Raw genomic sequence first — 21261 nt, 5'->3', positions numbered from 1 at the left:
TTGTATGAATGGAGTCTTCAGCTTGGGTTCTGGATGCCGGCAAGGGGACCTCGGGCCTCCAGCCTGTGGATCCGCGAAAGCGTCCCGGCAGCCGAAAGGCTGTGAGGAGAAGCGACTTCCCGTGGATGTCAGGCGTTGGCTTGGAAGTGCACGATCCGTTCAAGGGCTGCGGTGACGGCCTCGTATCCGGCTGCGAAGCTCAGACGCACGTGACTGTGCCCATTGACATGGTCGAAGTCGTTGCCGGGAACAATGGCCACTCCCTCGGCTTCGAGCAACGCGGCACAATATGCGGCGGCATTTTCATGTGAACCGAGCTGGTCGCCCAGGTCTGCATACAGATAGAAGGCACCATCGGCCGGCGCGCTCTCGCCCCAGCCGAGCCGACCCATCGAGTCCAGCACCGCGGCGCGGGTTCTCGCAAACTCGGCAACCCTGGCCTCAGCTTCGTCATAGGATTCCTCGGTAAACGCGGCCAGCGCGGCATACTGAGCGGGTGCCGGCGGGCACAACGCCACGTTGCCGGCCAATGCGTCCACGGTGGGCAGCATGTCGTCGGGAACCAGCGCCCACCCCAAACGCCACCCGGTCATGCCCCAGTACTTGGAGAAGCTGGAGATCACCACGGTGTCGGTGTCCAATTCCCAGGCACTGACCGAGCGTCGGGCCTCCGATCCCTGCTCCGGATAGTCGATGCCGTGGTAGATTTCGTCGCTGATCAACCTGACGCCGCGTTCCTTGCACCACCCGGCGAGCTCCGCGAGCTCGCTTCCGGAGACCATCGTGCCGGTGGGGTTCGCCGGCGAGGCCAGCATTAGGCCATCGAGCCGTCCATGTTCCCGCCATGCCGCTTCCAGCAATTGCACGGTGGGTTGGTAGCGCGATTCCTGCCCGGCATCCAGCTCAATCACATCGATGCCCAACGTGCGCAGGATATTGGCATAGGCGGGGTAGCCGGGGCGTGCCAACGCCACCTTGTCTCCGGTGTTGAACGCGGAAAGGAAGGTCAGCATGAAGGCACCGGAGCTGCCGGTGGTGATGGCGACGTTGTCCGCAGAGACACTGATGTTGTACCAACGCTTGTAGTGTCCCGCGATGGCTTCCCGCAGGTCCCGGATGCCCAGTGCCGGCGTGTAGGTCAGCGGCGTTCCCGCCGCATGGATCTCGGCGGCCCGCTTGGACACCGCGGACGGGGCCCCGTCGCCGGGTTCGCCGGCGCACAGCGAAATGACATTGCGTCCCGCTGCCCGTAACTGGGCGACCCGGTCGAGGATGTTCATGACCTCAAACGCCGGAACCTTCGCCCGCTCCGCGACCTTCAATCTGGGCTGCACTTTTCCTCCGGTAACTGGTGCCGATCTGATTCACCCAGCCTGTCACATACCGGAGCGTGGAAGCGCGAAGGCCCCACGCGGTGGGGCCTTCGAATCGCTAGCGTGCAGGGGAATTACGCCTTGACGCCTGCCGCGATATCCTTCTTGATTGCTTCCATGTCCAGTCCCTGGACCTGGCCGATCAAGTCTTCAAGCGCTTCGGCGGGCAGTGCGCCGGGCTGGGAGAAGACCAGGATTCCGTTGCGGAAAGCCATCAACGTCGGGATGGAGGTGATGTTGGCGGCGGCGGCCAGCTGCTGCTCGGCCTCGGTGTCGATCTTGCCGAAGGTGATGTCCGGGTACTTCTCGCTGGCGGCCTCGAACACCGGTGCGAAGTTGCGGCACGGGCCGCACCACGCGGCCCAGAAGTCCACGAACACGGTGCCCGGTTCGGTAATGGTGGATTCAAAATTTGCGGAGTTGAGTACAACGGAAGCCATGCGTGCTTCATCCCTTCGGGAGGTTTGATTTCCGCGGATCACGAGCGGATCCGCAAATAGGTCAACCGCACGGGCAACGGTAATATTCCTAGGTAGTTCGTTCAAAATTCTCCAAGGGAGCCACCACATGTGCAAGAAGATCACCTGCGACAGCTGTGCCAAGCCGACCTGGGCAGGCTGCGGTGAACACATCGAGGATGCCCTCGGCGACGTGGCCGTGGCAGATCGCTGCCACTGCGCCTAAGCCGGACGTCCTGGACACAGGTCGTTTCATTTTCCCCCGGCTGCGTCCTTGATGCCGTGACGCGCCGGCCCGCGGATTACATCGAGATCGCATCAGTCGGCCTCCCTCAGGAGGCGTTGGTGATCACACAGGAGCCCGAACCCACGAGCAGGGGGAAGGTCGCACGGGCGGTCGAAATCTTCGAAGACCAGCCGGAGGCGTGCCCGGCAGATATTCCGACGTGTGCCGTTCCCCCGAGAAGCCCGGCCAGCAAGCCACCCTGGAACGTGCTGGTGTAGGGGCCGGGATCCGCGCCTGTCGTCGAAAGCCCGTTTCCTTCTGACACCTGGGCCAGGTTGGCCACACTGGTTCCCGACCAGTATTGCGCCCCGGCACGGGTGTATCCGACCGATGGATAGTGCCAGGTGAGAATGACCCTGGGTCTGAGACTCAAATTGACCAAAACACTCTCCGCCGTGCAACTGTCGATGACCGGGGCCGGAACCACCAGCGCCGCGAAGCCTGCCGAGGAGTGTTCGGCATCCGTCCAGGCGGCCGTCGTCGCAGCGGGCGGGACCAACGCAACCAGAAGCCCGGCACACATCGCCGCGGCAGCGCCAAGGCGCCTTCGGCTGCGGCGCTGCCTTCGCGTGTTCAAGTCCTGCGGCGCGGCATTTTTCATCGCTTCCACTTCCTTGACACTTTTGCCGCCCCGGCCAGTGCGAGCCCGAGACCAACGGAGGCCACGGCGGCGAACAAGGCCAACAGCGGGTTGGTTCCGGTGGGGGCGAGCGGGCCGGCCGGTCCGGGTGAAACCATGAGGCCATCGCCGGATCCGGCGGCGTGCACCTCTAAGTTGACGGGCCCGCCCGCGGCATCGGGGCGGCCGCCCGCCGGCAGCCAGAGATCGAACAGCAGCCAACGCTGCTCCGCCGAGGAGATGGTCGTCAGCTGCCGCGTGATCCCGTCAACGGCAACCGGAGTCGCGCCCTGCAGCTTGTCGGTGTCCCCGGGGCAGGTCCCCGCGACCCATCGCCGGTCACAGGAGCGGATGGCCGCGTGCAGTCCCAGTCCCGCGTTCCCGCTGCCCAGCCGTTCGATGCTCACTTCGCCCGGCGGCGAGTCCTCGACGGCAACGCCGACCTGCCAATGCACGGGTTCCCCGGGGACCAGATGGGCCATTGCAGCTTTGTCCCCGATCGTGGTCAACCTCAGATGCCCACTGGATACGATCTCCTCCGTGGCGGCCTGGGAGGGGGCTGCCACGGCAAACCCAAGGGCCAGGGGTGCGACGAGGAAGACCAGCGCAGGATGCGTGCCGGTCCCGGGTTGCCCGGGAATGCGAATCTGATCTTCCTCGGCGGCATCATCTTCTTCCCGGGATTCGCGCGGCCAGAACGCCCACGTGACCAACGCCGACGCGCCGAGGGTCAGGAGGGCAAGCACCCATGGACTGGACAGCCACACCACGCCGTAGGCCAGGTTCGGCACGGATCCCATGACGATCCGGACGTCGCTGACGGTGTATGGGGCCGGGTCCGCCGCCTCGTTGGCGTCCCCCTTCATCGTGATGACTCGTTCTGCATCCGACGGACCGTCGCCCACGGAGGTCACGCGGTGCGTGATCGGGAGGGCCGCCAGGCGCTCAACGGTCACGACATCCCCGACCCGGATCTTAGTCGCGGGTATCTCGCGCACCACCGCCAGCGACCCGGCAGGGATCGTCGGGCCCATGGAACCGGTCTTGAACATGATCAGGGAAACGTTGAATACAAAAGCGAGAATGACCAGCAAGACACAGACAAATCCCCCGAACGCCGCCAGGCTCAACATGGCATCGCCCAGGAACCTCCCCGCGCCCCGCATCCGCCTATCCATGTCAGGCCCGGCTACTCGGCCGTCGCGGCGAAGGCCCAGCGTCCGGTGAGGACCGTTCCCTGGGCGGCGTTGGGTGCTGTCGTGGGCAGGGTGACGGCGAAGCAGTAGTTTACGGTGGAGGACCCCTTGGCCCCCAGCGCGATCTTGGCGGCGGACCCCGAGGTCAGCCCGGTACCCGCGGAGACGACGGAGGTGCCCGCCGCGAACGTGGCGGCGTTGCAGGTCGTTCCCGGGACCCCGCTGACGCCATAGCGCAGGTATTCCCCGAGCCCGGTGCCGTTTCCCGGGTCCGCCGCCAATTGCACGGAGCCGGCGACGCTGGAATTCGCGGTTTTCACGGAGTACAGGGCGAACACCGTCGTGCCCGGCACCATGGCGTCCGGTGTCACGCTGAAAACAAGCGGGGCGCCCGGAGCGGTCGGGTGATCGCTGAACTCGGTGCCGTTGGTGCTGCCGACGATCGAGAAGGTGCCGGCCTGAAAGGATCCGGAGGCGTGTTCCTCATCGGTCCACGCGGCAAGCGTGGCCGTGGTGCCGATTCCGAGCACCAGGCCACCGGCCAGGACGGCTCTGAGACGGGTGAAACGCCGCCTGGAAACCGTCGTCTTGGTGTGTCGCATCCGGCGGTTTTAGGAAGTCGAGCTGCCGAGGAATGCCCAGTTTCCGTTGGCCGCGGTGTCTTGGGCGATGGTTGGGCCGGCGGTTACCTGCACGCACAGGAACACGTCGGCGCCGGGGGCGCCGTCCACCGTGCTCTGTGCCAGGGTGAACGTGCTGGCACCGGCGACGGAGTCCATGGCCGTGCCGGACGGGACGATGGTTTGCGAGCCGGTTGCTGTGGGGGTGCATGCCGCGAGCGAGTCGACCTGGACGATCCCGTAGGTGAGTTCGGCCGCTGCGGTGCCCGTGGCGCTGGCCGCATCAACGGAGACCGTGGCGTCGTTGGTGGTGGCCGCGTCCAGGTGCAGCACGAAGGGTGCTGCGGCCGTGTCGGCGGGGCTGAGGTTGTCGAAGCCGGCCGAGAATCCAAGCGGAGCGGCCGCGCCGACGGAGGCATGGTCGCTGAAGGTCGTGCCGTCGGTGCTTCCCTGGATGTTGAAATGTCCGGCGCCGAAGACGCCCTGCGCGAACTCGGAGTCGTTCCATGCGGCAAGCGTTACCGCTGCACCGACGCCCAGCACCAATCCGCCGGCCAGTATCGCCCGGATCTTGCGGTTCTTGTCCTTCTGAGCCATTAGCTCCCCCTTGCTACAAATACCTTGTCGCTGCCGGAACGCTGATGGATCAAGCGCGTGAGACAGTCATACGCGGAGTCTCTTCCTCTTCCACAAGCTAACAGCGCCCGGGAGCCAATACAGTACGGTTGCGGGGGTTTGGCGAAAGGATGGCCAATTGCCGGGCAAGATTGGAAGGATGCCCCTAACGACTAGCCGCAAGCCCCAAGACAAGGCAATACCGGCAGCCAGGTGGCTAACGAATCAGGCCGTTCAGCTACCCAAACGGCGCAAGTAGAAACGCATGGGAAAGTGCCGGATGGCCCGCGGCAGGATGCGCATCGAAATGCGAGCGCAGCGAAACACCAGATCCACTCCCCGTTGTTGACGCGCGCCGAATTCGAAGCCAAACATGGCGCGCACCGGCTCGGGCAGCAGCCCGATGGACATGAGCCGGACCAGAGGCATCGCCGCGCGCATCCACCAGGGAGCATGCTTGGCGGCCAGCAGCTCATGGGCCACCGCGCGAACCGGGCCATCGACCCGCATCTGTCCCAGGGTCCGGGCCCAGTATTCGGCGAAGTCCGCCCGGGTGGCCGGCCAGAGGTGCGCCGGCATGCCCAGCTCGGTACCCAGCTGCGCGTAGTCCCTGTACAGCGCCTCGGCGGTGTCCTCGTCCAGTGGTGGGAACACCGCGCGCTGGATCTGCACGGCGGAGTCGTAGAGTGTGGCCGCGACCCACAATTGCAGCTTCGGGTCGCGCGCGGAGTACGCGGGGTGCGAGCCGTCCTTGGCGGCGGCCGCCTTGACCGGTGCGTGGGCTGCATGGACGATGCCTCGAACCTTGGCCCGCTGTTCGTCGGTTCCGTTGCTCAGGGCGTAGATATAGGTCAAGGTGCCGTTGAGCCGGCCCAACGGGTTGGATGCAAAATTAGAATGCCTGGCCACGCCGTGGCCAACGCCGGGCAACGCGAGCTGCAACAGGATCGCCCGGCCGCCGCCCAGCAGATACACGGCTTCGGGGGCAAAGCGGGAGAGCACGGATTCGGGGTGCGCCTTCGCGCCCCGGATGGTGTTCGTGCCCCTCGCCATGGCGCCGCTACTTCTTGCTCGGGCGCACCGGGTGCTGGGACAGGATGGAAACGCGGTTGAAGGCGTTCATGGCGATGGCAGCCCACTGGACCGCGGAGAACTGCGCGTCATCAAGCACCAGCCGGGAGGCCGCGAGCTCGGCAATCCGGGATTCCGAGTCAGGCAGGGAGGTGGCTGCCTCGGCTACCGACAGGGCGGCCGACTCCAGGTCGTCGAACAGCGAGGTTTCCCGCCAGGTGGAGAGCACCGCCAGGCGCTGGGAGGTCTCGCCGGCCTCGAGCGCCATCCGCGAGTGCATGTCCAGGCAGAACGAGCAGCCGTTGATCTGGGAAATGCGCACGTTGAGCAGTTCGATAAGCCGGGTGCCCAGTCCGGCGGCATCCGCTGCTTCCTTGACCTTGAGCGAAAGGCCGTTCAGGGCCTTCCAGCTGGCGGTGTCGGACTTGTCAAGGAAAAACGGTGCTGCCAACGACATCAAAGAACTCTTCTCATCAATGGCGCATCGCGCCCCAACGTGGTGCTTACAGCCTACTCAGCCGCGGCGAGCTGGCCGCATGCGCCGTCGATTTCCTTGCCGCGGGTGTCGCGCAGCGTGGTGGGCACGCCGGCGGACTCCAGGCGGTCGATGAACTCCGCGGTCACGTCGGGTTCGGAAGCGGTCCAGACCGAGCCCGGGGTCGGGTTCAGCGGGATCGGGTTCACGTGCACCCAGCCGCGGCCACGGGCGTTGAGCTTGCGGGCCAACAGGTCCGCGCGCCAGCCGTGGTCGTTCATGTCCTTGATCAGCGCGTACTCAATGGAAACGCGGCGACCGGTCTTCACGTAGTAGTTGAACGCGGCATCCAGTGCCTCGTCGACCTTCCAGCGCGAGTTCACCGGGATCATCTCGTCGCGCAGCTCGTCGTCCGGCGCGTGCAGCGAGAGCGCGAAGGTGACGGGCACGCCCTCCTCGGAGAGCTTGTTGATGGCAGGGACCAGGCCCACGGTGGAGACCGTGATGCCGCGGGCGCTCATGCCGAGGCCCTCGGGGGCCTCGGCGACCATGCGGTGCACGGCGTTCATGACGCGCTTGTAGTTGGCCAGCGGTTCGCCCATGCCCATGAAGACGATGTTGCCCACGCGCTCTTCCGGGTGCTTCTGGCCGCCCAGTCCGCCCTCGGCAATCACGCGGTTGGCCTGGACGATCTGGTCCAGGATCTCGGCGGTGGACATGTTGCGGGTCAGGCCGGCCTGGCCGGTGGCGCAGAACGGGCAGTTCATGCCGCAGCCGCACTGCGAGGAGATGCACAGGGTGATGCGGTTGCTGTAGCGCATCAGCACCGACTCGACCAGCGAGCCGTCGAAGAGACGCCAGAGGAACTTGATGGTTTTGCCGTCATCGGTGGCCAGTCGCTTCACCTCGGTGAGCAGCTTCGGGAACATGACCTCGGCGATCTCGGCGCGGCGGTCCTTGGGCAGGTCGCTCATCAGCTCGGGATCGGTGGTGTAGTGCTGGAAGTAGTGCACCGAGAGCTGCTTGGCGCGGAAGCCGGGCAGGCCCATCTCCTTGAGCTTGGCGGCGCGCTCGGCCAGCGTGAGGTCGGCCAGGTGCACCGGGGGCTGGCTGACGCGGGCCTTGGCGGTGAACTGGAGCTGCGGGCGGCCGTCCTCGCCCATGGCCTGCTTCCACCCCTCGGCGGTGGGGCGCACCTGTGGACGGCCCTCGGCCTTGGCACGGGATTCGGAGATGCGCATTTGCTGGGCACCCTGGGCCGCGGCCTGGGCGGCGCGGCGGGCCGCGGCGTCCTCTGCGGCGGGCGCAGTAGTGGCAGGCACGGTCACTGGGGTTTTTTCGGGGGAAGTCATCCATTCCATTCTCCCATGCATGTCCAGAGTGTGGGCGGTGAGATTGGGCACCCCCCCGGGGCCGCCGCGCGGGTCTCCGGGCTAACAGGGGGCGACTAAGACGGCCAGGCAAAGCATCCCGGTCGCAGAACCCGGCCGATACCGGCCGTGGCCTGACCGGGTCGTATCATGGGGACGTCGAACTTATCAGCCTGCGCAAGGGAAAGGGAGTGGATTCCAGTGGACCGCGAGGAACTTCCCACGATCTTCAACCTTGCCTCGAGCGATCCCCGCAGCGAATTGATCGACAGGTCGCAGCTCAGCGAGGAAACGCTGCTGCAGATCGATCGGATCATGTCCGAAATGGGTCGGCTGCGGGCCGTTGAGCGCAAGATCTCCCGCGCCTCGCAAAGCTACATGCACCTGAACGAGACCGACATGCGGGCTATCAGATTCCTGATCTCCGCCAAGAACACCGACACCGCGGTGACCCCGGGAATGCTGGCCAAGCACCTGGGCATCACCACCGCTTCGGTGACCAAGATGGTGGACAGGCTGGAGAAGGCGGGCCACGTGGTGCGCGCGGCACACCCCACCGACCGCCGATCCCTGTGCATCACCGTGACCCCCGAGACGCATCTTGCCGCCCGCCAGCAGGTCGGTCGGCACCACGCCGCGCGCTTCGGCGCGGCCGCGCGGCTGAGCTCCGCCGAACGCGAGGTGGTCATCCGGTTCCTCGCCGAAACGGCCATGGACCTCGAGGACAGCATCGGATCGGTCGGCGAGCGCAAGCCCTCCGAAGACTAGGCCTCGTCCTTGGCCTCGAGCCCCTCGGCGGCAGTGGTGATGCGACGGGCCATGGAGGAGAAAATCACCCCGTGGAAGGGCAGGATCGCCAGCCAGTACAGCCGGCCCGCCAAGCCCTCGGGGAAGAACACCGCACGCTGCCTGTAATGACTCCCCGATTCGGTCGGTTCCACCGAGAGCTCCAGCCATGCCCGCCCGGGGACCCGCATTTCCGCGCGCAGGCGCAGCAGGCGATCCGGCACCAGCTCTTCCACGCGCCACCAGTCCACCGCGTCCCCCAACGCGAGGGAGGTGCGGTTGCGCCGACCGCGGCGCAGGCCCACTCCCCCGGCGAGCTTGTCCAGGATCCCGCGCAGCGCCCACGCGCCGGGCAGCGAGTAGTAGCCGGTTTCCCCGCCGAGTGACGCGATGACCCGGAACAACGCAGCGGGACTCGCGCTGGTTTCCCGCTCCCGGACATCGGTGAAGACGGTGTGCCCGGCCCATTGCGGATCCGAGGGCAGCGGCTCGGCGGGAGCTTCCAGGGCGTGGGCGGTCGTCCACGTGGTTTCCACGGTGTCGTCGCGCATCTTGGCCAGCGCCAGCTCGACGGAGCGCCGGTATCCGGTCAGCCCCTCGGCGGGGCGGTCGATGACCGCATCGATGTCGCGGTTTCGCATCACGCAGTCGTGCTGCAGGGACTCGACCAGCGGAATGGCCAGCGAGCGCGGGATCGGGGTGACAAGGTTGACCCATTGGGCCGCCAGCCACGGGGTCAGCACCGGCAGCGCCAGGATGACCGGGCGGCGGATGCCCGCGGCATCGGCGTACAGGCGCATCATATCCCCGTAGCTGTGCGCCTCCGGCCCGCCGATGTCGTAGGTGCCGGACACCTCCGGCGGCAGGCCCGCGCATGCACCCAGGTAGTGCAGGGCATCGCGCACGGCGATGGGCTGGACCCGGTTCAGCACCCATCGCGGGGCGGGCATCACCGGAAGCACGTCGGTGAGGTGGCGGACCATCTCGAAGCTTGCGGACCCGGAGCCGATGATCAGCCCGGCCTGCAACGTAATGGTGGGAATGCCGCTGGATTCCAGAATCCGCCCGACCTTGACCCGAGAGGCCAGGTGGCGACTCAGCTCGCCCTCGGGATGCAGTCCCGAGAGATAGACCAGACGCCCGAGGCCTGCGGCCCTGGCCGCTTCCACGATGGTGTTGGCACAGCGTTCCTCGACGGGGGCAAAATTGCTGGTGCCGCCCATCGAGTGGACCAGGTAGTAGAGGACCGCGGCTCCCTCGCACAATTGGGCAGCGGCCTGCGGATCGGTCAGGTCCCCCTCCACGATCTGTACCCGCGACCCCCAGGGAACATCGCGCAGGGCGTTGCTGCGGCGGGTGAGCACCCGCACGCTGTGGCCCTGTTCCAGCAGCAGCGGAACCAGTCTCCCGCCGATGTAGCCGGTGGCCCCGGTGACGGCAATGACGCTCATCTCGCCACCCCCGTCGCGGCCGGTGCGTCCCCGCGAACCCGTCGCCTTGCGGCGGACACGAGGGCGAAGAGCAGCAGGGCCCCGGCCGCGCAATAGGCGGCGGCCGCGACGGTGCCGGATTCCAGTCCGCCGTCGCTGCGTCCCACGCCGATCCAGGCAATGCCCCACACCATGGCCAGGGCGGCCGCGATGCGGCCCCCGGAATACGCCACCGTCAGGGCTCCGATGAGGGCAGCGACCCCCACCAGGACACAGGCCAGCGCAACGGTCCAGGTCGCCCCGGCACCCACGCCGAGCTCGGAGAGCCAGGCGGCGATGTTGGCTACTGTTGCCACACTGACCCAGCCCAGATACGGGCCGAAGGTCAACGCCATGATCCAGCGCTCGGTGCGCTTCTCGATCCGCGGCTTCATCAGCACAAAGATCCTGGCCAACACCGCCAGCAGAAGCAGCATCACCACGACGCTGGCGCCGAGCCAGCCGAGCTGCACCACGCCGATCCACAGCGCGTTGAGGATCGCGGAGCCGGCTGCCCACGGTCGGATGCGTCGCTGCGTGGCACTGCGGGCCGCCCCGGGTGTCAGCTGCCAGAGAGCGTAGATAACCAACCCGATGTAGACCACGCTCCAGATCGAGAACGCTCCGGTGCCCGGGGCCAGCAGCGTCGAATCGGCCCCGAGGCGTCCGTCGGCGGCCTCGGCAATCGGGGTGCCTCCCAGCGCGCCGCTTCCGATGAAGGCGCCGGCGATGGCAGCAAATACCGCCGCTGCGCACATGATCCGGCTCGTTGCGGACGCCGGTGGTGTCGATTGCATGGGATGGGTCTCCTTTGCTGTGGGGGAAATATGCACGGAATTCATCAGCCCTACTCGACAAACCCTATCTTGTTAACACATGATGTATCTAGCTAAGCTAGTAATCAACCATTCGAGGGATTTATGATCCAAGTTCACGCGGGCGAGACGTCGGGCCCACACGCGGCCTCCGCACTGCTGCACTCGGTGCTCAGGAGAAACGATGCCCTGGAACATGCCCTGTGCCGCCACTTGGGAATCAACGAGACCGATTTCCAAGCCCTCCAGCACCTGATGCTTGATCATCCGATGACTCCCGGTGACCTGGCCGCGAATTTGAACATCTCCAGCGCCGCCACCACCACCCTGATCGACCGGATGAGCGGGCGCGGGTTCGTGATCCGCTCGGCCCACCCCACCGACCGGCGCAGCCTGCTGCTGCATCCCAGCCCCGAGGCCGTGACCCGAACGATGACGGCCCTGCGGCCACTGTTCGCCGATGCGGAACTGGGCATCCTAGGGCTCGATCCCGAAGGACAACTCGCGGTGGTGCGCTATCTGGAACACATCCTCGCCGCCATGCAATCCCGGATCGACGCCCTCACTCCTCCCATCGCCACCAAGAAACGGAACGAACGATCATGAGCCTGCCCAGCCAAATTCCCGCGCAGACTTGCAGACCACGAGCTGCCATGGGATCCGACGCGCTCCAGCAGCGGGTCAGATGCCACCTGGCCGCAGTCATCCAGGAGCACCGGGATGCTGCAGGCGAGTATTCGAAGGCCACCCAAACGCTCTGGTCCCGCATCGAGCTGGCGCTGGAGGGCGGCAAGCTCACCCGACCACGGCTGGTCTTGCTGGGCTACCAGGCTTTCGCGTCTCCCGCCGCGGACGGAACCGAGTCCGGGGATGGCCTAGAACGCGTCATCCAGTTGGGCTCCGCCTTCGAATTGCTCCACTGCTCGTTGCTGATGCACGACGATGTCATTGACCGCGATTTCACCCGCCGCGGGCGCCCCACCCTCTCGGCCCTGTACCGCGACGATGCGCTGGACCGGGGCAAGTCCGCGCAGGACGCCGAGCATGCCGGACACGCGGCGGCGATCATCGCCGGCGACCTGCTGCTGGCGGCCGCGATCAGGCTCGCCCGGCGCGCCGCGGATTCACTGCCGGCGGCCGAGGCCATCGAAAATTCCTTCCACCAGGCCATCCACCATGCCGGTGCCGGGGAGCTCGAGGACCTGCTTTTCTCCCTGGACCCTGTTCCGGCCCAGGTGCACGAGGTGCTGCGGATGGAAAAGCTCAAGACCGCCGCCTACTCCTTCTCGGTGCCGCTGCACACCGGGGCGCTTCTGGCCGGTGCCGATGCCGCCGGGGCCTCGGCCCTGGCCAACATCGGCAGCCAGCTGGGCGTCGCCTACCAGCTCATCGACGACATCCTGGGGACCTTCGGGGACCCTGAGCAGACCGGGAAGTCCATCGAATCGGACCTGCGTGAAGGCAAAAGCACCATCCTCACGGCAATGGCCGCGGCAACTCCCGGATTCACTGACGACCTGCAGCTTTTCCGGGACCGGGACGCGGACGTTCCGGCCATGCGCTTGGCCCTGGAATCCACCGGTGCCGAGCGCTTCGCCCGGCAACTGGCGCAGGACCTGTGCACCGGCGCCACCTCGGCCTCGCGCACGCTCAACCTGCCCGCCCGCGTCAGCTCCGAGCTCGAGGGCTTCGCCGACCTGATCCTGAACCGGGGTGCCTAGGACATGAACGCGCACACCATAACCGGAACCGGCGGGCCCACCGCCCTGCAACGCTATTCGGCCACGGCCAGCAGCAGCGCCCGGGTGGTCATCACCCGGTATTCCACCTCGTTCTCGCTGGCCTGCCGCCTGCTGGGCAGCCCGGCCCGCGAACACATCTCCAACATCTACGCCCTGGTACGCCTGGCCGACGAGGTCGTCGACGGGGTCGCCCGCGAGGCGGGCCTCGAGGTCCGGGAGGTCGCCGCGGCCCTGGAACAACTCGAGGCCGAAACCGAGGCGGCGCTGGCCAGCGGCTACAGCACGAACATGATCGTGCACGCCTTCGCCTGCACCGCCCGTTCCCAGGGCATCGACACCGAGCTGACCCGCCCGTTCTTCGCCTCAATGCGCAGCGACCTGCAGGTCGCCAGCCACGACGCGGCCACCCTGAAGGGCTACATCTACGGATCGGCGGAAGTCGTGGGACTCATGTGCCTGCGGGTGTTCCGCTCCATGCCCGACGCCCCGGCCGGGCACGAGGCGGAAACCGAGGCCGCCGCCCGGCACCTGGGAGCGGCATTCCAGAAGGTCAATTTCCTGCGCGACCTGGCCGCCGACACCTCGGAGCTGGGCCGCAGCTACTTCCCGGGGCTGGATCCACTGGCTTTCTCCGACGAACACAAAAACGCCCTCGTGCGGGAGATCCGTGCGGACCTTCACGCAGCCGCGCTGGGCGTCCCGCACCTTGCCCCACGCGCCGCCCGCGCCGTGGCAATGGCCCACGGGCTGTTCAGCGAGCTGAACCACCGGCTCGAACGCACCCCCGCCGCCGAGCTGATGACCCGGCGGATCTCGGTGCCGCCCGGACGCAAGACCCTGATCGCGCTGCGCACCGTCCTGGGCGGGCGCCCCGCGATTGCCACCACCGCCCCGGCGACCAAAGGACAACCATGAAAAATGCATCCCTGCCGGGCCAACGCCGGGTCGCTGTCATCGGCGGAGGATTCTCCGGATTGGCCACCGCCGGCCTGCTTGCCGCCTCCGGGCACCGGGTCACCCTGCTGGAAAAGCAGCACGAGCTCGGCGGCCGCGCCGGGCGGTTTCGGCGCGGAGGATTCAGCTTCGACACCGGCCCTTCCTGGTACCTGATGCCCGAGGTCATTGAACATTGGTTCGAGCTCATGGGAACCTCCACGGACCGCGAGCTGGACTTGGTGGACCTGCCGACCGGCTACCGCACCTGGTTCCAGGGCGACTACACCCCACTGGACATGCCATCCGGGTCCGGGGCCCGGGAAGCCTTTGAATCCCTGCAGCCCGGTGCCGGCGCCGCCTTGGACAGCTACCTGGAAAAGGCCGCCGAGAGCCACGACCTGGCCCTGGAGCATTTCCTCTACGCCGATCTCTCCTCCGCCTCTTCCTTGCTTGATCCCCGGCTGCTGCCGCTGCTGCCCAAGCTCGCGCCGCTGCTGGCCGGATCCTTGGACTCCTTCGTGGCCAAGCGCTTCAGTGATCCGCGGCTGCGCCAGATCCTGGGTTATCCCGCGGTGTTCCTGGGCTCGAGCCCCAAGCGCACCCCGGCGCTCTACCACCTGATGAGCCACCTGGACCTGACCCAGGGGGTGAAGTACCCGATGGGCGGCTTCGCGCAGCTGGTCGATGCCATGGCCTCGCTCTGCATCGATGCCGGGGTGCAGATCATCACCGGGGCCGAGGTCACCGGAATCGAGGTCTCCGGCACCGGCGCGAACGCCCGTGCCCGGGGCGTGCGCTGGATCCAGAAGGGCACGGAACGGCATCTGGAGGCGGAGACCGTGGTGGGAGCCGCGGACCTGCACCACCTGGAGACCGAGCTGCTCCCGGCGAAACTTCGTTCCTCCTCCGAGGCCAGTTGGAGGCGGCGCGATCCGGGGCCCAGCGCCGTGCTGCTTTGCCTGGGAATCGCCGGCAAGCTACCGGAGCTCAGCCACCATAATCTGCTGTTCACTTCCGATTGGGACGACAACTTCGGGCGCATCCACCGCGGGGAGGACCTCGCGGAGGAAACCAGCCTGTATGTCTGCATGCCCAGCGCGACCGATCCCTCCGTGGCGCCGGCGGACCACGAGAACCTGTTCATCTTGGTTCCCGCCCCCGCTCTGCCCGCGTGGGGCACCGGCGGCCCGGACGGCACCGGATCGCATCAGGTGGAGGCCGTGGCGGATGCCGCGCTCGACCAGTTGGCCGCCTGGGTCGGGATCGAGGACCTGCGCGAGCGCGTCGTGGTGCGCCAGAGCTTTGGCCCCGGCGACTTCGCGCAGAACGTCAATGCCTGGCAGGGAGGAGCCCTGGGGCTGGCCCACACGCTGGGGCAGTCGGCCTTTTTCCGCCCCTCGAACCACAGCTCGAAGGTCAGCGGGCTGCACTATGCGGGCAGCTCGGTGCGTCCGGGCATCGGCATCCCCATGTGTCTGATCAGTGCCGAAATCATTGCCAAGAAAATCAACGGGATCACCGACAAGGGACCCATCGGCCCCGGCCACCCGGCGTGGGCTGGGCCGGCCCCGCGCACCGCATCGGCCCGGGAGGCACACCAGTGACCTACCTGCTGATCCTGCTGACGCTGATCGCCTGCATGGCCGCCCTGGATGCCAGGTACCGGCTGTTCGTTTTCGCCCGGCCCCTGCCCGCCGCACTGGCACTGGCCGGCGGCACCGCGATGTTCCTGCTGTGGGACGTGATCGCCATCGACCTGGGAATCTTCCTGCACCGCGAGTCCGCCCTGATGACAGGGGTGATGCTCGGTCCCCAACTGCCGCTGGAAGAGGCCTTCTTCCTGTTCTTCCTCTGCTACAACGCGATGGTCCTGTTCACCGGTGCCCTGGCCCTGCGGGCACGGCGCGCCGTGGCGGCCCGCCCCACCACGCCCGCGGCGACCCTGGAGGAACGACCATGAGCTTCGCCCACCTGTCCCTGTATTTCATGCTTGGCTCCCTGGCGCTCTTCGCCGTGGCACTGCGCGTGCGCCGTGTGAGGCTGCGCGACATCGCCCCGGCGGCCGGGCTCACCCTGGCGGTGCTGCTGGTGCTGACCGCGGTGTTCGACAACGTGATGATCGGCTCCGGCCTCTTCGACTACAACAACCAGGCCCTGCTGGGCATCCGCGTGGGCCTGGCCCCGCTGGAGGACTTCAGCTACCCGTTCTGCGCGGCGCTTGTCGTCCCGGCCCTGTGGTGGCTGGCCGGGGGCGCTCCCGCCGGCGGCACGCCGGAGCCCGGTACGCTGCCCGGCACCGGAAGGGAATGCTAGCGATGCTGCGCGAACTGACGGTGACCTCCAGGCCCGTCTCCTGGGTCAACACCGCCTACCCCTTTGCCGCCGCCTACCTGCTGGCCGCCGGGCAGATCGACTGGATCGCGGTGGTGGGAACGCTCTTCTTCCTCATCCCGTACAACCTGGCCATGTACGGCATCAACGACGTCTTCGACCACGAATCTGACCTGCTGAACCCGCGCAAGGGCGGGGCGGAGGGTGCGGTGGTGGACCGCAGCCGGCACCGCGGAATCCTGGTGGCCTGCGCGGTGGCCTGCGTGCCGTTCCTGGCGGTGCTGGGAATCGTTGGTTCCTGGCGGTCGAACTTGGTGCTGCTGCTCTCGATGGCGGCGCTCCTCGCCTACAGTGCCCCGGGACTGCGCTTCAAGGAGCGTCCCTTCCTTGATTCCTTGACCTCCAGCACGCACTTCGTCTCCCCCGCGCTCTACGGCCTGGTGCTGGCCGGGGCGCACTTCGACTACGCCTTGGTGGCGATCCTGGTGGCCTTCTTCCTCTGGGGCATGGCCTCGCATGCCTTTGGCGCCGTGCAGGACATAGTGCCCGACCGCGCCGCATCCCTGGGCTCCATCGGCACTGTGCTGGGGGCCAGGTGGACGGTCCGCTTCGCCGCGGCCGCCTATCTCGGAGCCGGCGCTCTGCTGCTGACCACCGACTGGCCCGGTCCGCTGGCCGCGTTGCTGGCGCTGCCCTACCTGGCCAACGTGCTGCCGTACGCGCGGCTGCGGGACGAGGACTCCGCCGCGGCCAACGCCGGGTGGCGGCGCTTCCTCTGGCTGAACTACGCCACCGGTTTCATCGTCACCATGCTGCTGATCTGGCATGTCCTGGGCCGCTAGACCGGCCCTTGCTCCTACCCCGAAAGCGTGAAAGGCCGGACCATGAAAGAACCATCCTCCCTGATGTGGTTTCGCGACGACTTGCGCGTCGCCGACAACCCGGCACTCTCCGCGGCCATGGCCGCGGGGCCGGCCGTTGCCCTGTTCATCCTCGACGAGCAGTCCCCCGGGATCCGGCCGCTGGGCGGCGCGGCCAAGTGGTGGCTACACCACGGGCTGAACGAACTGCGCGATTCCCTGGCGGGTCTCGGAGTGCCGCTGCTGCTCTACCGTGGGGCCGCGACGAACATCCTCCCGGGGCTGCTGGCCACCGGTTCCTTCAACGCGCTGCACTTCAACCGCCGCTACGGCGGGCCCGAACGCGCGGTGGACACCGCAGCCAAGGCGTTGGCGGCCGCCGCGGGAATCGATGTCCACAGCCATGCCGGCACCCTGCTGCACGAGCCATGGACCGTGGCAACGCAAGGCGGCACGAACTTCAAGGTGTTCACGCCGTTCCACAACGCGCTGCAGGCCCTGCCGCTGCGCCGGGCGCTGCCCCGGCCCCACGCACAACACGCCCCGGCGATCTCCCTGCCCGCGGAGGAGCTTGCCGCGTGGGACCTGCTGCCGGTACATCCGGACTGGTCGCACGGGCTGGCGGCCACCTGGGTCCCCGGCGAGGCAGCTGCCCGCGAACGCCTCGGCACGGTGCTGGAGGACATCGCCGGGGACTACGCAGAGACCCGCGACAGGCCCGACACCGACGGCACCTCGCGGCTGTCGGCCGCCCTGCGCTGGGGACACCTGAGTCCGGTCGAGGTCTGGGAGGCACTGGCTTCCACCCTGGCCGAACACCCCGAACGGGCGGCGGGGGCGCGGGCCATGATGCGGCAACTGGCGTGGCGCGACTTCTGCTGGAACCTGCTCTACCACCACCCGGAGCTGCCCACGGCGAACCTGCGTGCGGAATTCGACGCGTTCGAGTGGGCCTGGCCGCCCACCGGTGAGGCAAGCGGAGGGCAGGACGCGGAGATCGTGCGCCATCTCGAGGCCTGGCGCACCGGGATGACGGGCTTCGGCCTGGTGGACGCCGGCATGCGGCAGCTGTGGGAGACCGGGTGGATGCACAACCGGGTCCGCATGGTCACAGCGAGCTTCCTGGTCAAGAACCTGGGCATCCACTGGCGGGTGGGCGAGGAATGGTTCTGGGACACGCTGGTGGACGCGGACGCCGCCTCCAACCCGGCCAATTGGCAGTGGGTCGCCGGGTGCGGCGCCGACGCCTCCCCGTTCTTCAGGGTCTTCAACCCGCTGCTGCAGGCGCGGAAGTTCGATCCGCGCGGCTCCTACATTGCAGGCTTCGCCCCGCTGTCCCCCGGCGGGCCGATTGTGGACCTCATGGCCTCGCGCGCCGACGCGCTGGCCGCCCACGCGCGCATGAAGGAAGGCATGCGCCCGGACCCGATGTGGTGATTGCCCGCCACGGCGCCGGCACCAGTGCTTTGCCCGGCCTTGGGGCGTAGCGTGGGTTTCATGGACGCGACGCTATTGCACACAGACGTTTTGGTCATCGGCGCCGGGCCCACGGGCCTGATGGCCGGGGCATGGCTGGAGAAGTTCGGAATCGACTCGAAGGTCGTGGACCTGAAATCCGGGCCGACCCGCGAATCGCGCGCCTTGGCGCTGCAGGCGCGCAGCATGGAGATCTACCGCCAGCTGGGGCTTGCCGACGAGGTCAAGGCACGCGCGGTGCCCACCGGGGAGATGCGCCCGGGGATCGGCGCCCGTAGCTTCAAGAGCATCAAGCTCAACCGGCTCGGCTACGCCCAGACGCACTATGCGGGGCTGACCATGCTCGAGCAAAGCGCCAACGAGGAGCTTTTGGCCGAATACCTCCGCAAGGCGGGCAACCCGGTGCTGTGGGAACACGGCTACGAATCCTTCGCCGACACCGGGGACCGGACGCTCGTGAAGTGCACCGGGCCGCAGGGGCCCGTGCACATCTCGGCGCGCTACGTGATCGCCGCGGACGGCGCCTCCTCCCCCATCCGCGAGGCCCTGGGCATTGCCTTCGAGGGGAAAACGGACGACGAGGTCTTCTACGTGCTCGACGCCCGGGGCGTCACCGGCATGGGCTCGGGAATCAACCTGCGCTTTTCGGATGAGAACTTCATGCTCGGCTTCCCGATGGGCAAGGACGAAAACGGGGGCGAGCGCCGCCGGCTGCTGGGCATCCTGCACGAGCCGCAGCACCCCGCCTCGAACAAACCCGACATCGACGAGGGCCGCGCGCGGGCCAGCCTGCGCAGCGAATTCGGCGTCAGGTACCAGGAGGCCAGCTGGTTCACCACCTACCGGGTGCACCACCGGGTTGCGCAGCACTTCGCCCGCGGCCGGGTCTTCCTGGCCGGGGACGCCGCCCACATCCACTCCCCGGTCGGCGCCCAGGGCATGAACACCGGGCTGCAGGATGCGCACAACCTGGTATGCAAGCTGGCCGACGTCTTTTCCGGGCGCATGCCCGAGACCTACCTCCAGCGCTACGAACTCGAGCGCCGCCCGGTGGCGCTGCGCCTGGTGGCCACCACGGACCGGCTCTTCGGACTAGCCACCTCCCGGTCCCCGCTGGCCCGCACGGTGCGCACGCGCGTGCTGCCGGTCCTCTGGCCCGCCGCGGTGCGCCTGGTGGGCAGGATCCCTGCCGGCCGCCGCTTCTTCGGTTACCTCTCGCAGATCCGCGTCCACTACTGGATGGATGACAGCGCGATGGACCGCGCGACCCTGGCCACCGGCTTTGCCCGGACCCGGCGCCGCGGGAAGGTGCTGGGACGCCGGCTGCCGTGGGTTCCCAACCGCACCGGCGAGCACGCGGACAACTTCGAGGTGCTCAACGACGCCTGCTGGCAGGTGCACATCTATGGCCCGGCGGGCCGGGACCGCGGGGAGCAGCTGGCCGCCGAGTACGAGGTGCCGCTGCATGAATTTGCCGCGGCTCCCAAGCGCCGTCTACCCGACGGGTCGGTGGTGCTGGTGCGCCCGGACATGTTCGTGGCCCACTTCGAGCAGGTACACGCCTAGGCCCGGCCGTTGACGGCGAGCACCTCGGCCAGCTCCTTGCGCTTGACGGCGAGCGCCGCGTCGGTGGTGCGGATGAACACGCTCAACCAGCCAAAGACGATGCCCACCACCGCCAGCTCGAAGGCCGTGAGGTTGTAGTAGGCCAGCGGCTGCCAGAGCAGCGCGGCGCCCACCAGCCCCAGGAAGCAGGCGAAGGAGAGCAGGTGGAAGACCCAGGGGAATCCCGGCAGCCAGAGCGCGGCGCCCAGCAGCAGCACCACGATGAACAGGGCGGCGATGCGCACGATGGCCGAGTGCACGGGCGCCGAGACGTTGAACGGGATCAGCCCGATGCCGATCACGCACGCCCCCAGGCCCAGTAGGCAGGTGCGCACCACGGCCGGGCGCGGGCGGATGAATCGGGGCAGCGGCCTGCCCTGGGCGATCGCCAGCTTGTCGTGGATGCGCGCCATCCGGATCACGTCGCGCACGATGAAGGCCGTCAGCGTGCTGAGCACCAGCCCGGAGACGACCAGGGTCACGTTGAACGTCCAAAAGGACATCAGCCCGGAGTCGCGGGTGCCCAGGGCGGAGAACATGGAACGCCACCAGAAGGGATTTTCCGCGGCCAGCATGCTGATGAACACGCCGGTGGTCATGAACGCGGCCAGCAGCGTTGAGAGGCTTTGCGCCGTGACCCGTGCCGAGGACAGCAGGGCCACGTAGCCGGCGATCCCGGCGGTGATGCCGATCATGAGGCTGCCAGCAAACCTGTCCACCGTCAGCCCCAGAAATGCATCCTGGACGATCCGGAAGGTGACAAGCGCGGCCATGGCGGAGATTGCCGCGTGGATGATCACCAGGGCCCCGGCGTTGATGACCTGCCGGTAGAGCGGAAAGTCGAGCAGCCAGCCCTGGGTCTTGCTCAGCACCCTCAGGTAGCCGATGATGCTTCCGGCCGAGGCGGTCAGCGCCGCCAGGATTGAGGAGAGGACGCCCACCGAACGGTAGCCGGCCAGATCCGGGCGGTAGTCGGCGAAGGCGACAAGCCCGACGAGGACGCCCAGGACCGTTCCGCCAAAGCCGAGCCAGAGCGCCCAGCTCTCGCCGCGGAACTGCAGGTCGGCCGTCTCCCTGCGCCTTTGGGGGCCACGTTCAATATCCACACCGACGATTCTTTCATTTTTCGGCTGCCCACCTGTAGGCCCTTGGTCCCCG

The 21261-nt window shown here is 67.6% G+C and carries 22 protein-coding genes; 10 read left to right on the top strand and 12 right to left on the bottom strand.

Annotated elements, in window-relative coordinates:
- Positions 1-128 precede the first annotated feature (128 nt).
- From KRR55_RS01765 to rlmN, 9 genes are all read right to left on the bottom strand, one after another.
- Positions 129-1334, bottom strand: coding sequence for a pyridoxal phosphate-dependent aminotransferase (locus KRR55_RS01765; protein ID WP_336245011.1), 1206 nt, complete (start codon positions 1332-1334; stop codon positions 129-131).
- A 113-nt stretch (positions 1335-1447) separates the two neighbouring features.
- Complete coding sequence (gene trxA, locus KRR55_RS01760; protein WP_217387318.1) at positions 1448-1813, bottom strand: thioredoxin; 366 nt, start codon at positions 1811-1813, stop codon at positions 1448-1450.
- Positions 1814-2163: 350 nt separating this feature from the next.
- Positions 2164-2718: a hypothetical protein gene (locus KRR55_RS01755; RefSeq protein WP_217387317.1), complete on the bottom strand. Its 555-nt coding sequence runs from the start codon at positions 2716-2718 to the stop codon at positions 2164-2166.
- Entirely contained in the window at positions 2715-3902 is a 1188-nt protein-coding gene (locus KRR55_RS01750) for a signal peptidase I (protein ID WP_217387316.1), read from the bottom strand. The genes KRR55_RS01755 and KRR55_RS01750 overlap by 4 nt, the downstream gene beginning before the upstream one ends.
- 23 nt (positions 3903-3925) lie before the next feature.
- On the bottom strand, positions 3926-4534 hold the full coding sequence (locus KRR55_RS01745) for a SipW-dependent-type signal peptide-containing protein (RefSeq protein ID WP_217387315.1): 609 nt from the start codon (positions 4532-4534) through the stop codon (positions 3926-3928).
- Positions 4535-4543: 9 nt separating this feature from the next.
- Positions 4544-5149: a SipW-dependent-type signal peptide-containing protein gene (locus tag KRR55_RS01740; RefSeq protein ID WP_217387314.1), complete on the bottom strand. Its 606-nt coding sequence runs from the start codon at positions 5147-5149 to the stop codon at positions 4544-4546.
- 252 nt (positions 5150-5401) lie between these two features.
- Positions 5402-6220, bottom strand: a complete 819-nt coding sequence (locus KRR55_RS01735; protein WP_217387313.1) for an oxygenase MpaB family protein — start codon at positions 6218-6220, stop codon at positions 5402-5404.
- 7 nt (positions 6221-6227) lie between these two features.
- Positions 6228-6695, bottom strand: coding sequence for a carboxymuconolactone decarboxylase family protein (locus tag KRR55_RS01730; protein WP_217387312.1), 468 nt, complete (start codon positions 6693-6695; stop codon positions 6228-6230).
- A 53-nt stretch (positions 6696-6748) separates the two neighbouring features.
- A complete protein-coding gene (rlmN, locus tag KRR55_RS01725) occupies positions 6749-7954 on the bottom strand; it encodes a dual-specificity RNA methyltransferase RlmN (RefSeq protein WP_254455797.1) in 1206 nt (401 codons plus the stop codon).
- Positions 7955-8284: 330 nt separating this feature from the next.
- Between rlmN and KRR55_RS01720 the strand changes: the two genes are divergently transcribed.
- The gene (locus tag KRR55_RS01720) at positions 8285-8851 is read left to right on the top strand and encodes a MarR family winged helix-turn-helix transcriptional regulator (RefSeq protein WP_336245010.1); all 567 of its coding nucleotides are present in this window, start codon (positions 8285-8287) and stop codon (positions 8849-8851) included.
- Here the strand turns inward: KRR55_RS01720 and KRR55_RS01715 are convergent.
- Both KRR55_RS01715 and KRR55_RS01710 read right to left on the bottom strand, forming a co-directional pair.
- Entirely contained in the window at positions 8848-10320 is a 1473-nt protein-coding gene (locus KRR55_RS01715; RefSeq protein ID WP_217387309.1) for an SDR family oxidoreductase, read from the bottom strand. The genes KRR55_RS01720 and KRR55_RS01715 overlap by 4 nt on opposite strands.
- Positions 10317-11135, bottom strand: a complete 819-nt coding sequence (locus KRR55_RS01710; RefSeq protein ID WP_254455738.1) for a tryptophan-rich sensory protein — start codon at positions 11133-11135, stop codon at positions 10317-10319. Before KRR55_RS01710 ends, KRR55_RS01715 begins: the two co-directional genes overlap by 4 nt.
- A 123-nt stretch (positions 11136-11258) precedes the next feature.
- Here KRR55_RS01710 and KRR55_RS01705 point away from each other — a divergent pair, with 123 nt between their 5' ends.
- The 9 genes from KRR55_RS01705 to KRR55_RS01665 are packed head-to-tail and all read left to right on the top strand — an operon-like array spanning position 11259 to position 20064.
- A complete protein-coding gene (locus KRR55_RS01705) occupies positions 11259-11759 on the top strand; it encodes a MarR family winged helix-turn-helix transcriptional regulator (RefSeq protein WP_217387308.1) in 501 nt (166 codons plus the stop codon).
- Between the two features lie 47 nt (positions 11760-11806).
- Positions 11807-12874 carry a polyprenyl synthetase family protein gene (locus tag KRR55_RS01700; protein WP_254455737.1) on the top strand — a complete coding sequence of 356 codons (1068 nt, stop codon included), beginning with the start codon at positions 11807-11809 and terminating at the stop codon, positions 12872-12874.
- Between the two features lie 3 nt (positions 12875-12877).
- On the top strand, positions 12878-13810 hold the full coding sequence (locus KRR55_RS01695; protein WP_217387306.1) for a phytoene/squalene synthase family protein: 933 nt from the start codon (positions 12878-12880) through the stop codon (positions 13808-13810).
- On the top strand, positions 13807-15435 hold the full coding sequence (crtI, locus tag KRR55_RS01690) for a phytoene desaturase family protein (protein ID WP_217387305.1): 1629 nt from the start codon (positions 13807-13809) through the stop codon (positions 15433-15435). The genes KRR55_RS01695 and crtI overlap by 4 nt, the downstream gene beginning before the upstream one ends.
- Positions 15432-15791 carry a lycopene cyclase domain-containing protein gene (locus KRR55_RS01685; protein ID WP_336245009.1) on the top strand — a complete coding sequence of 120 codons (360 nt, stop codon included), beginning with the start codon at positions 15432-15434 and terminating at the stop codon, positions 15789-15791. Before crtI ends, KRR55_RS01685 begins: the two co-directional genes overlap by 4 nt.
- On the top strand, positions 15788-16144 hold the full coding sequence (locus tag KRR55_RS01680) for a lycopene cyclase domain-containing protein (RefSeq protein ID WP_217387304.1): 357 nt from the start codon (positions 15788-15790) through the stop codon (positions 16142-16144). The genes KRR55_RS01685 and KRR55_RS01680 overlap by 4 nt, the downstream gene beginning before the upstream one ends.
- A gap of 2 nt (positions 16145-16146) precedes the next feature.
- A complete protein-coding gene (locus tag KRR55_RS01675; RefSeq protein WP_217387303.1) occupies positions 16147-17004 on the top strand; it encodes a prenyltransferase in 858 nt (285 codons plus the stop codon).
- A 42-nt stretch (positions 17005-17046) separates the two neighbouring features.
- Positions 17047-18459, top strand: coding sequence for a cryptochrome/photolyase family protein (locus KRR55_RS01670; RefSeq protein WP_217387302.1), 1413 nt, complete (start codon positions 17047-17049; stop codon positions 18457-18459).
- A gap of 60 nt (positions 18460-18519) precedes the next feature.
- Positions 18520-20064, top strand: a complete 1545-nt coding sequence (locus tag KRR55_RS01665; protein ID WP_254455736.1) for an FAD-dependent monooxygenase — start codon at positions 18520-18522, stop codon at positions 20062-20064.
- Here KRR55_RS01665 and KRR55_RS01660 read toward each other — a convergent pair.
- Positions 20061-21209 carry a hypothetical protein gene (locus KRR55_RS01660; RefSeq protein ID WP_217387300.1) on the bottom strand — a complete coding sequence of 383 codons (1149 nt, stop codon included), beginning with the start codon at positions 21207-21209 and terminating at the stop codon, positions 20061-20063. The two genes, KRR55_RS01665 and KRR55_RS01660, sit on opposite strands and share 4 nt — an antisense overlap.
- Positions 21210-21261 lie beyond the last annotated feature (52 nt).

Source organism: Paeniglutamicibacter quisquiliarum (assembly GCF_019084045.1).
GTDB lineage: Bacteria > Actinomycetota > Actinomycetes > Actinomycetales > Micrococcaceae > Paeniglutamicibacter > Paeniglutamicibacter quisquiliarum.
Note: the sequence above shows the minus strand (reverse complement) of the source record. Positions and strands in the feature narration are given on the sequence as shown.

Coding starts and splice junctions, on each gene's coding strand:
- trxA (WP_217387318.1), bottom strand. CDS start 1,813: ATGGCTTCCGTTGTACTCAACTCCGCAAATTTTGAATCCACCATTACC.
- KRR55_RS01755 (WP_217387317.1), bottom strand. CDS start 2,718: ATGAAAAATGCCGCGCCGCAGGACTTGAACACGCGAAGGCAGCGCCGC.
- KRR55_RS01750 (WP_217387316.1), bottom strand. CDS start 3,902: ATGCGGGGCGCGGGGAGGTTCCTGGGCGATGCCATGTTGAGCCTGGCG.
- KRR55_RS01745 (WP_217387315.1), bottom strand. CDS start 4,534: ATGCGACACACCAAGACGACGGTTTCCAGGCGGCGTTTCACCCGTCTC.
- KRR55_RS01740 (WP_217387314.1), bottom strand. CDS start 5,149: ATGGCTCAGAAGGACAAGAACCGCAAGATCCGGGCGATACTGGCCGGC.
- KRR55_RS01735 (WP_217387313.1), bottom strand. CDS start 6,220: ATGGCGAGGGGCACGAACACCATCCGGGGCGCGAAGGCGCACCCCGAA.
- KRR55_RS01730 (WP_217387312.1), bottom strand. CDS start 6,695: ATGTCGTTGGCAGCACCGTTTTTCCTTGACAAGTCCGACACCGCCAGC.
- rlmN (WP_254455797.1), bottom strand. CDS start 7,954: ATGCGCATCTCCGAATCCCGTGCCAAGGCCGAGGGCCGTCCACAGGTG.
- KRR55_RS01715 (WP_217387309.1), bottom strand. CDS start 10,320: ATGAGCGTCATTGCCGTCACCGGGGCCACCGGCTACATCGGCGGGAGA.
- KRR55_RS01710 (WP_254455738.1), bottom strand. CDS start 11,135: ATGCAATCGACACCACCGGCGTCCGCAACGAGCCGGATCATGTGCGCA.
- KRR55_RS01705 (WP_217387308.1), top strand. CDS start 11,259: ATGATCCAAGTTCACGCGGGCGAGACGTCGGGCCCACACGCGGCCTCC.
- KRR55_RS01700 (WP_254455737.1), top strand. CDS start 11,807: ATGGGATCCGACGCGCTCCAGCAGCGGGTCAGATGCCACCTGGCCGCA.
- KRR55_RS01695 (WP_217387306.1), top strand. CDS start 12,878: ATGAACGCGCACACCATAACCGGAACCGGCGGGCCCACCGCCCTGCAA.
- crtI (WP_217387305.1), top strand. CDS start 13,807: ATGAAAAATGCATCCCTGCCGGGCCAACGCCGGGTCGCTGTCATCGGC.
- KRR55_RS01680 (WP_217387304.1), top strand. CDS start 15,788: ATGAGCTTCGCCCACCTGTCCCTGTATTTCATGCTTGGCTCCCTGGCG.
- KRR55_RS01675 (WP_217387303.1), top strand. CDS start 16,147: ATGCTGCGCGAACTGACGGTGACCTCCAGGCCCGTCTCCTGGGTCAAC.
- KRR55_RS01670 (WP_217387302.1), top strand. CDS start 17,047: ATGAAAGAACCATCCTCCCTGATGTGGTTTCGCGACGACTTGCGCGTC.
- KRR55_RS01665 (WP_254455736.1), top strand. CDS start 18,520: ATGGACGCGACGCTATTGCACACAGACGTTTTGGTCATCGGCGCCGGG.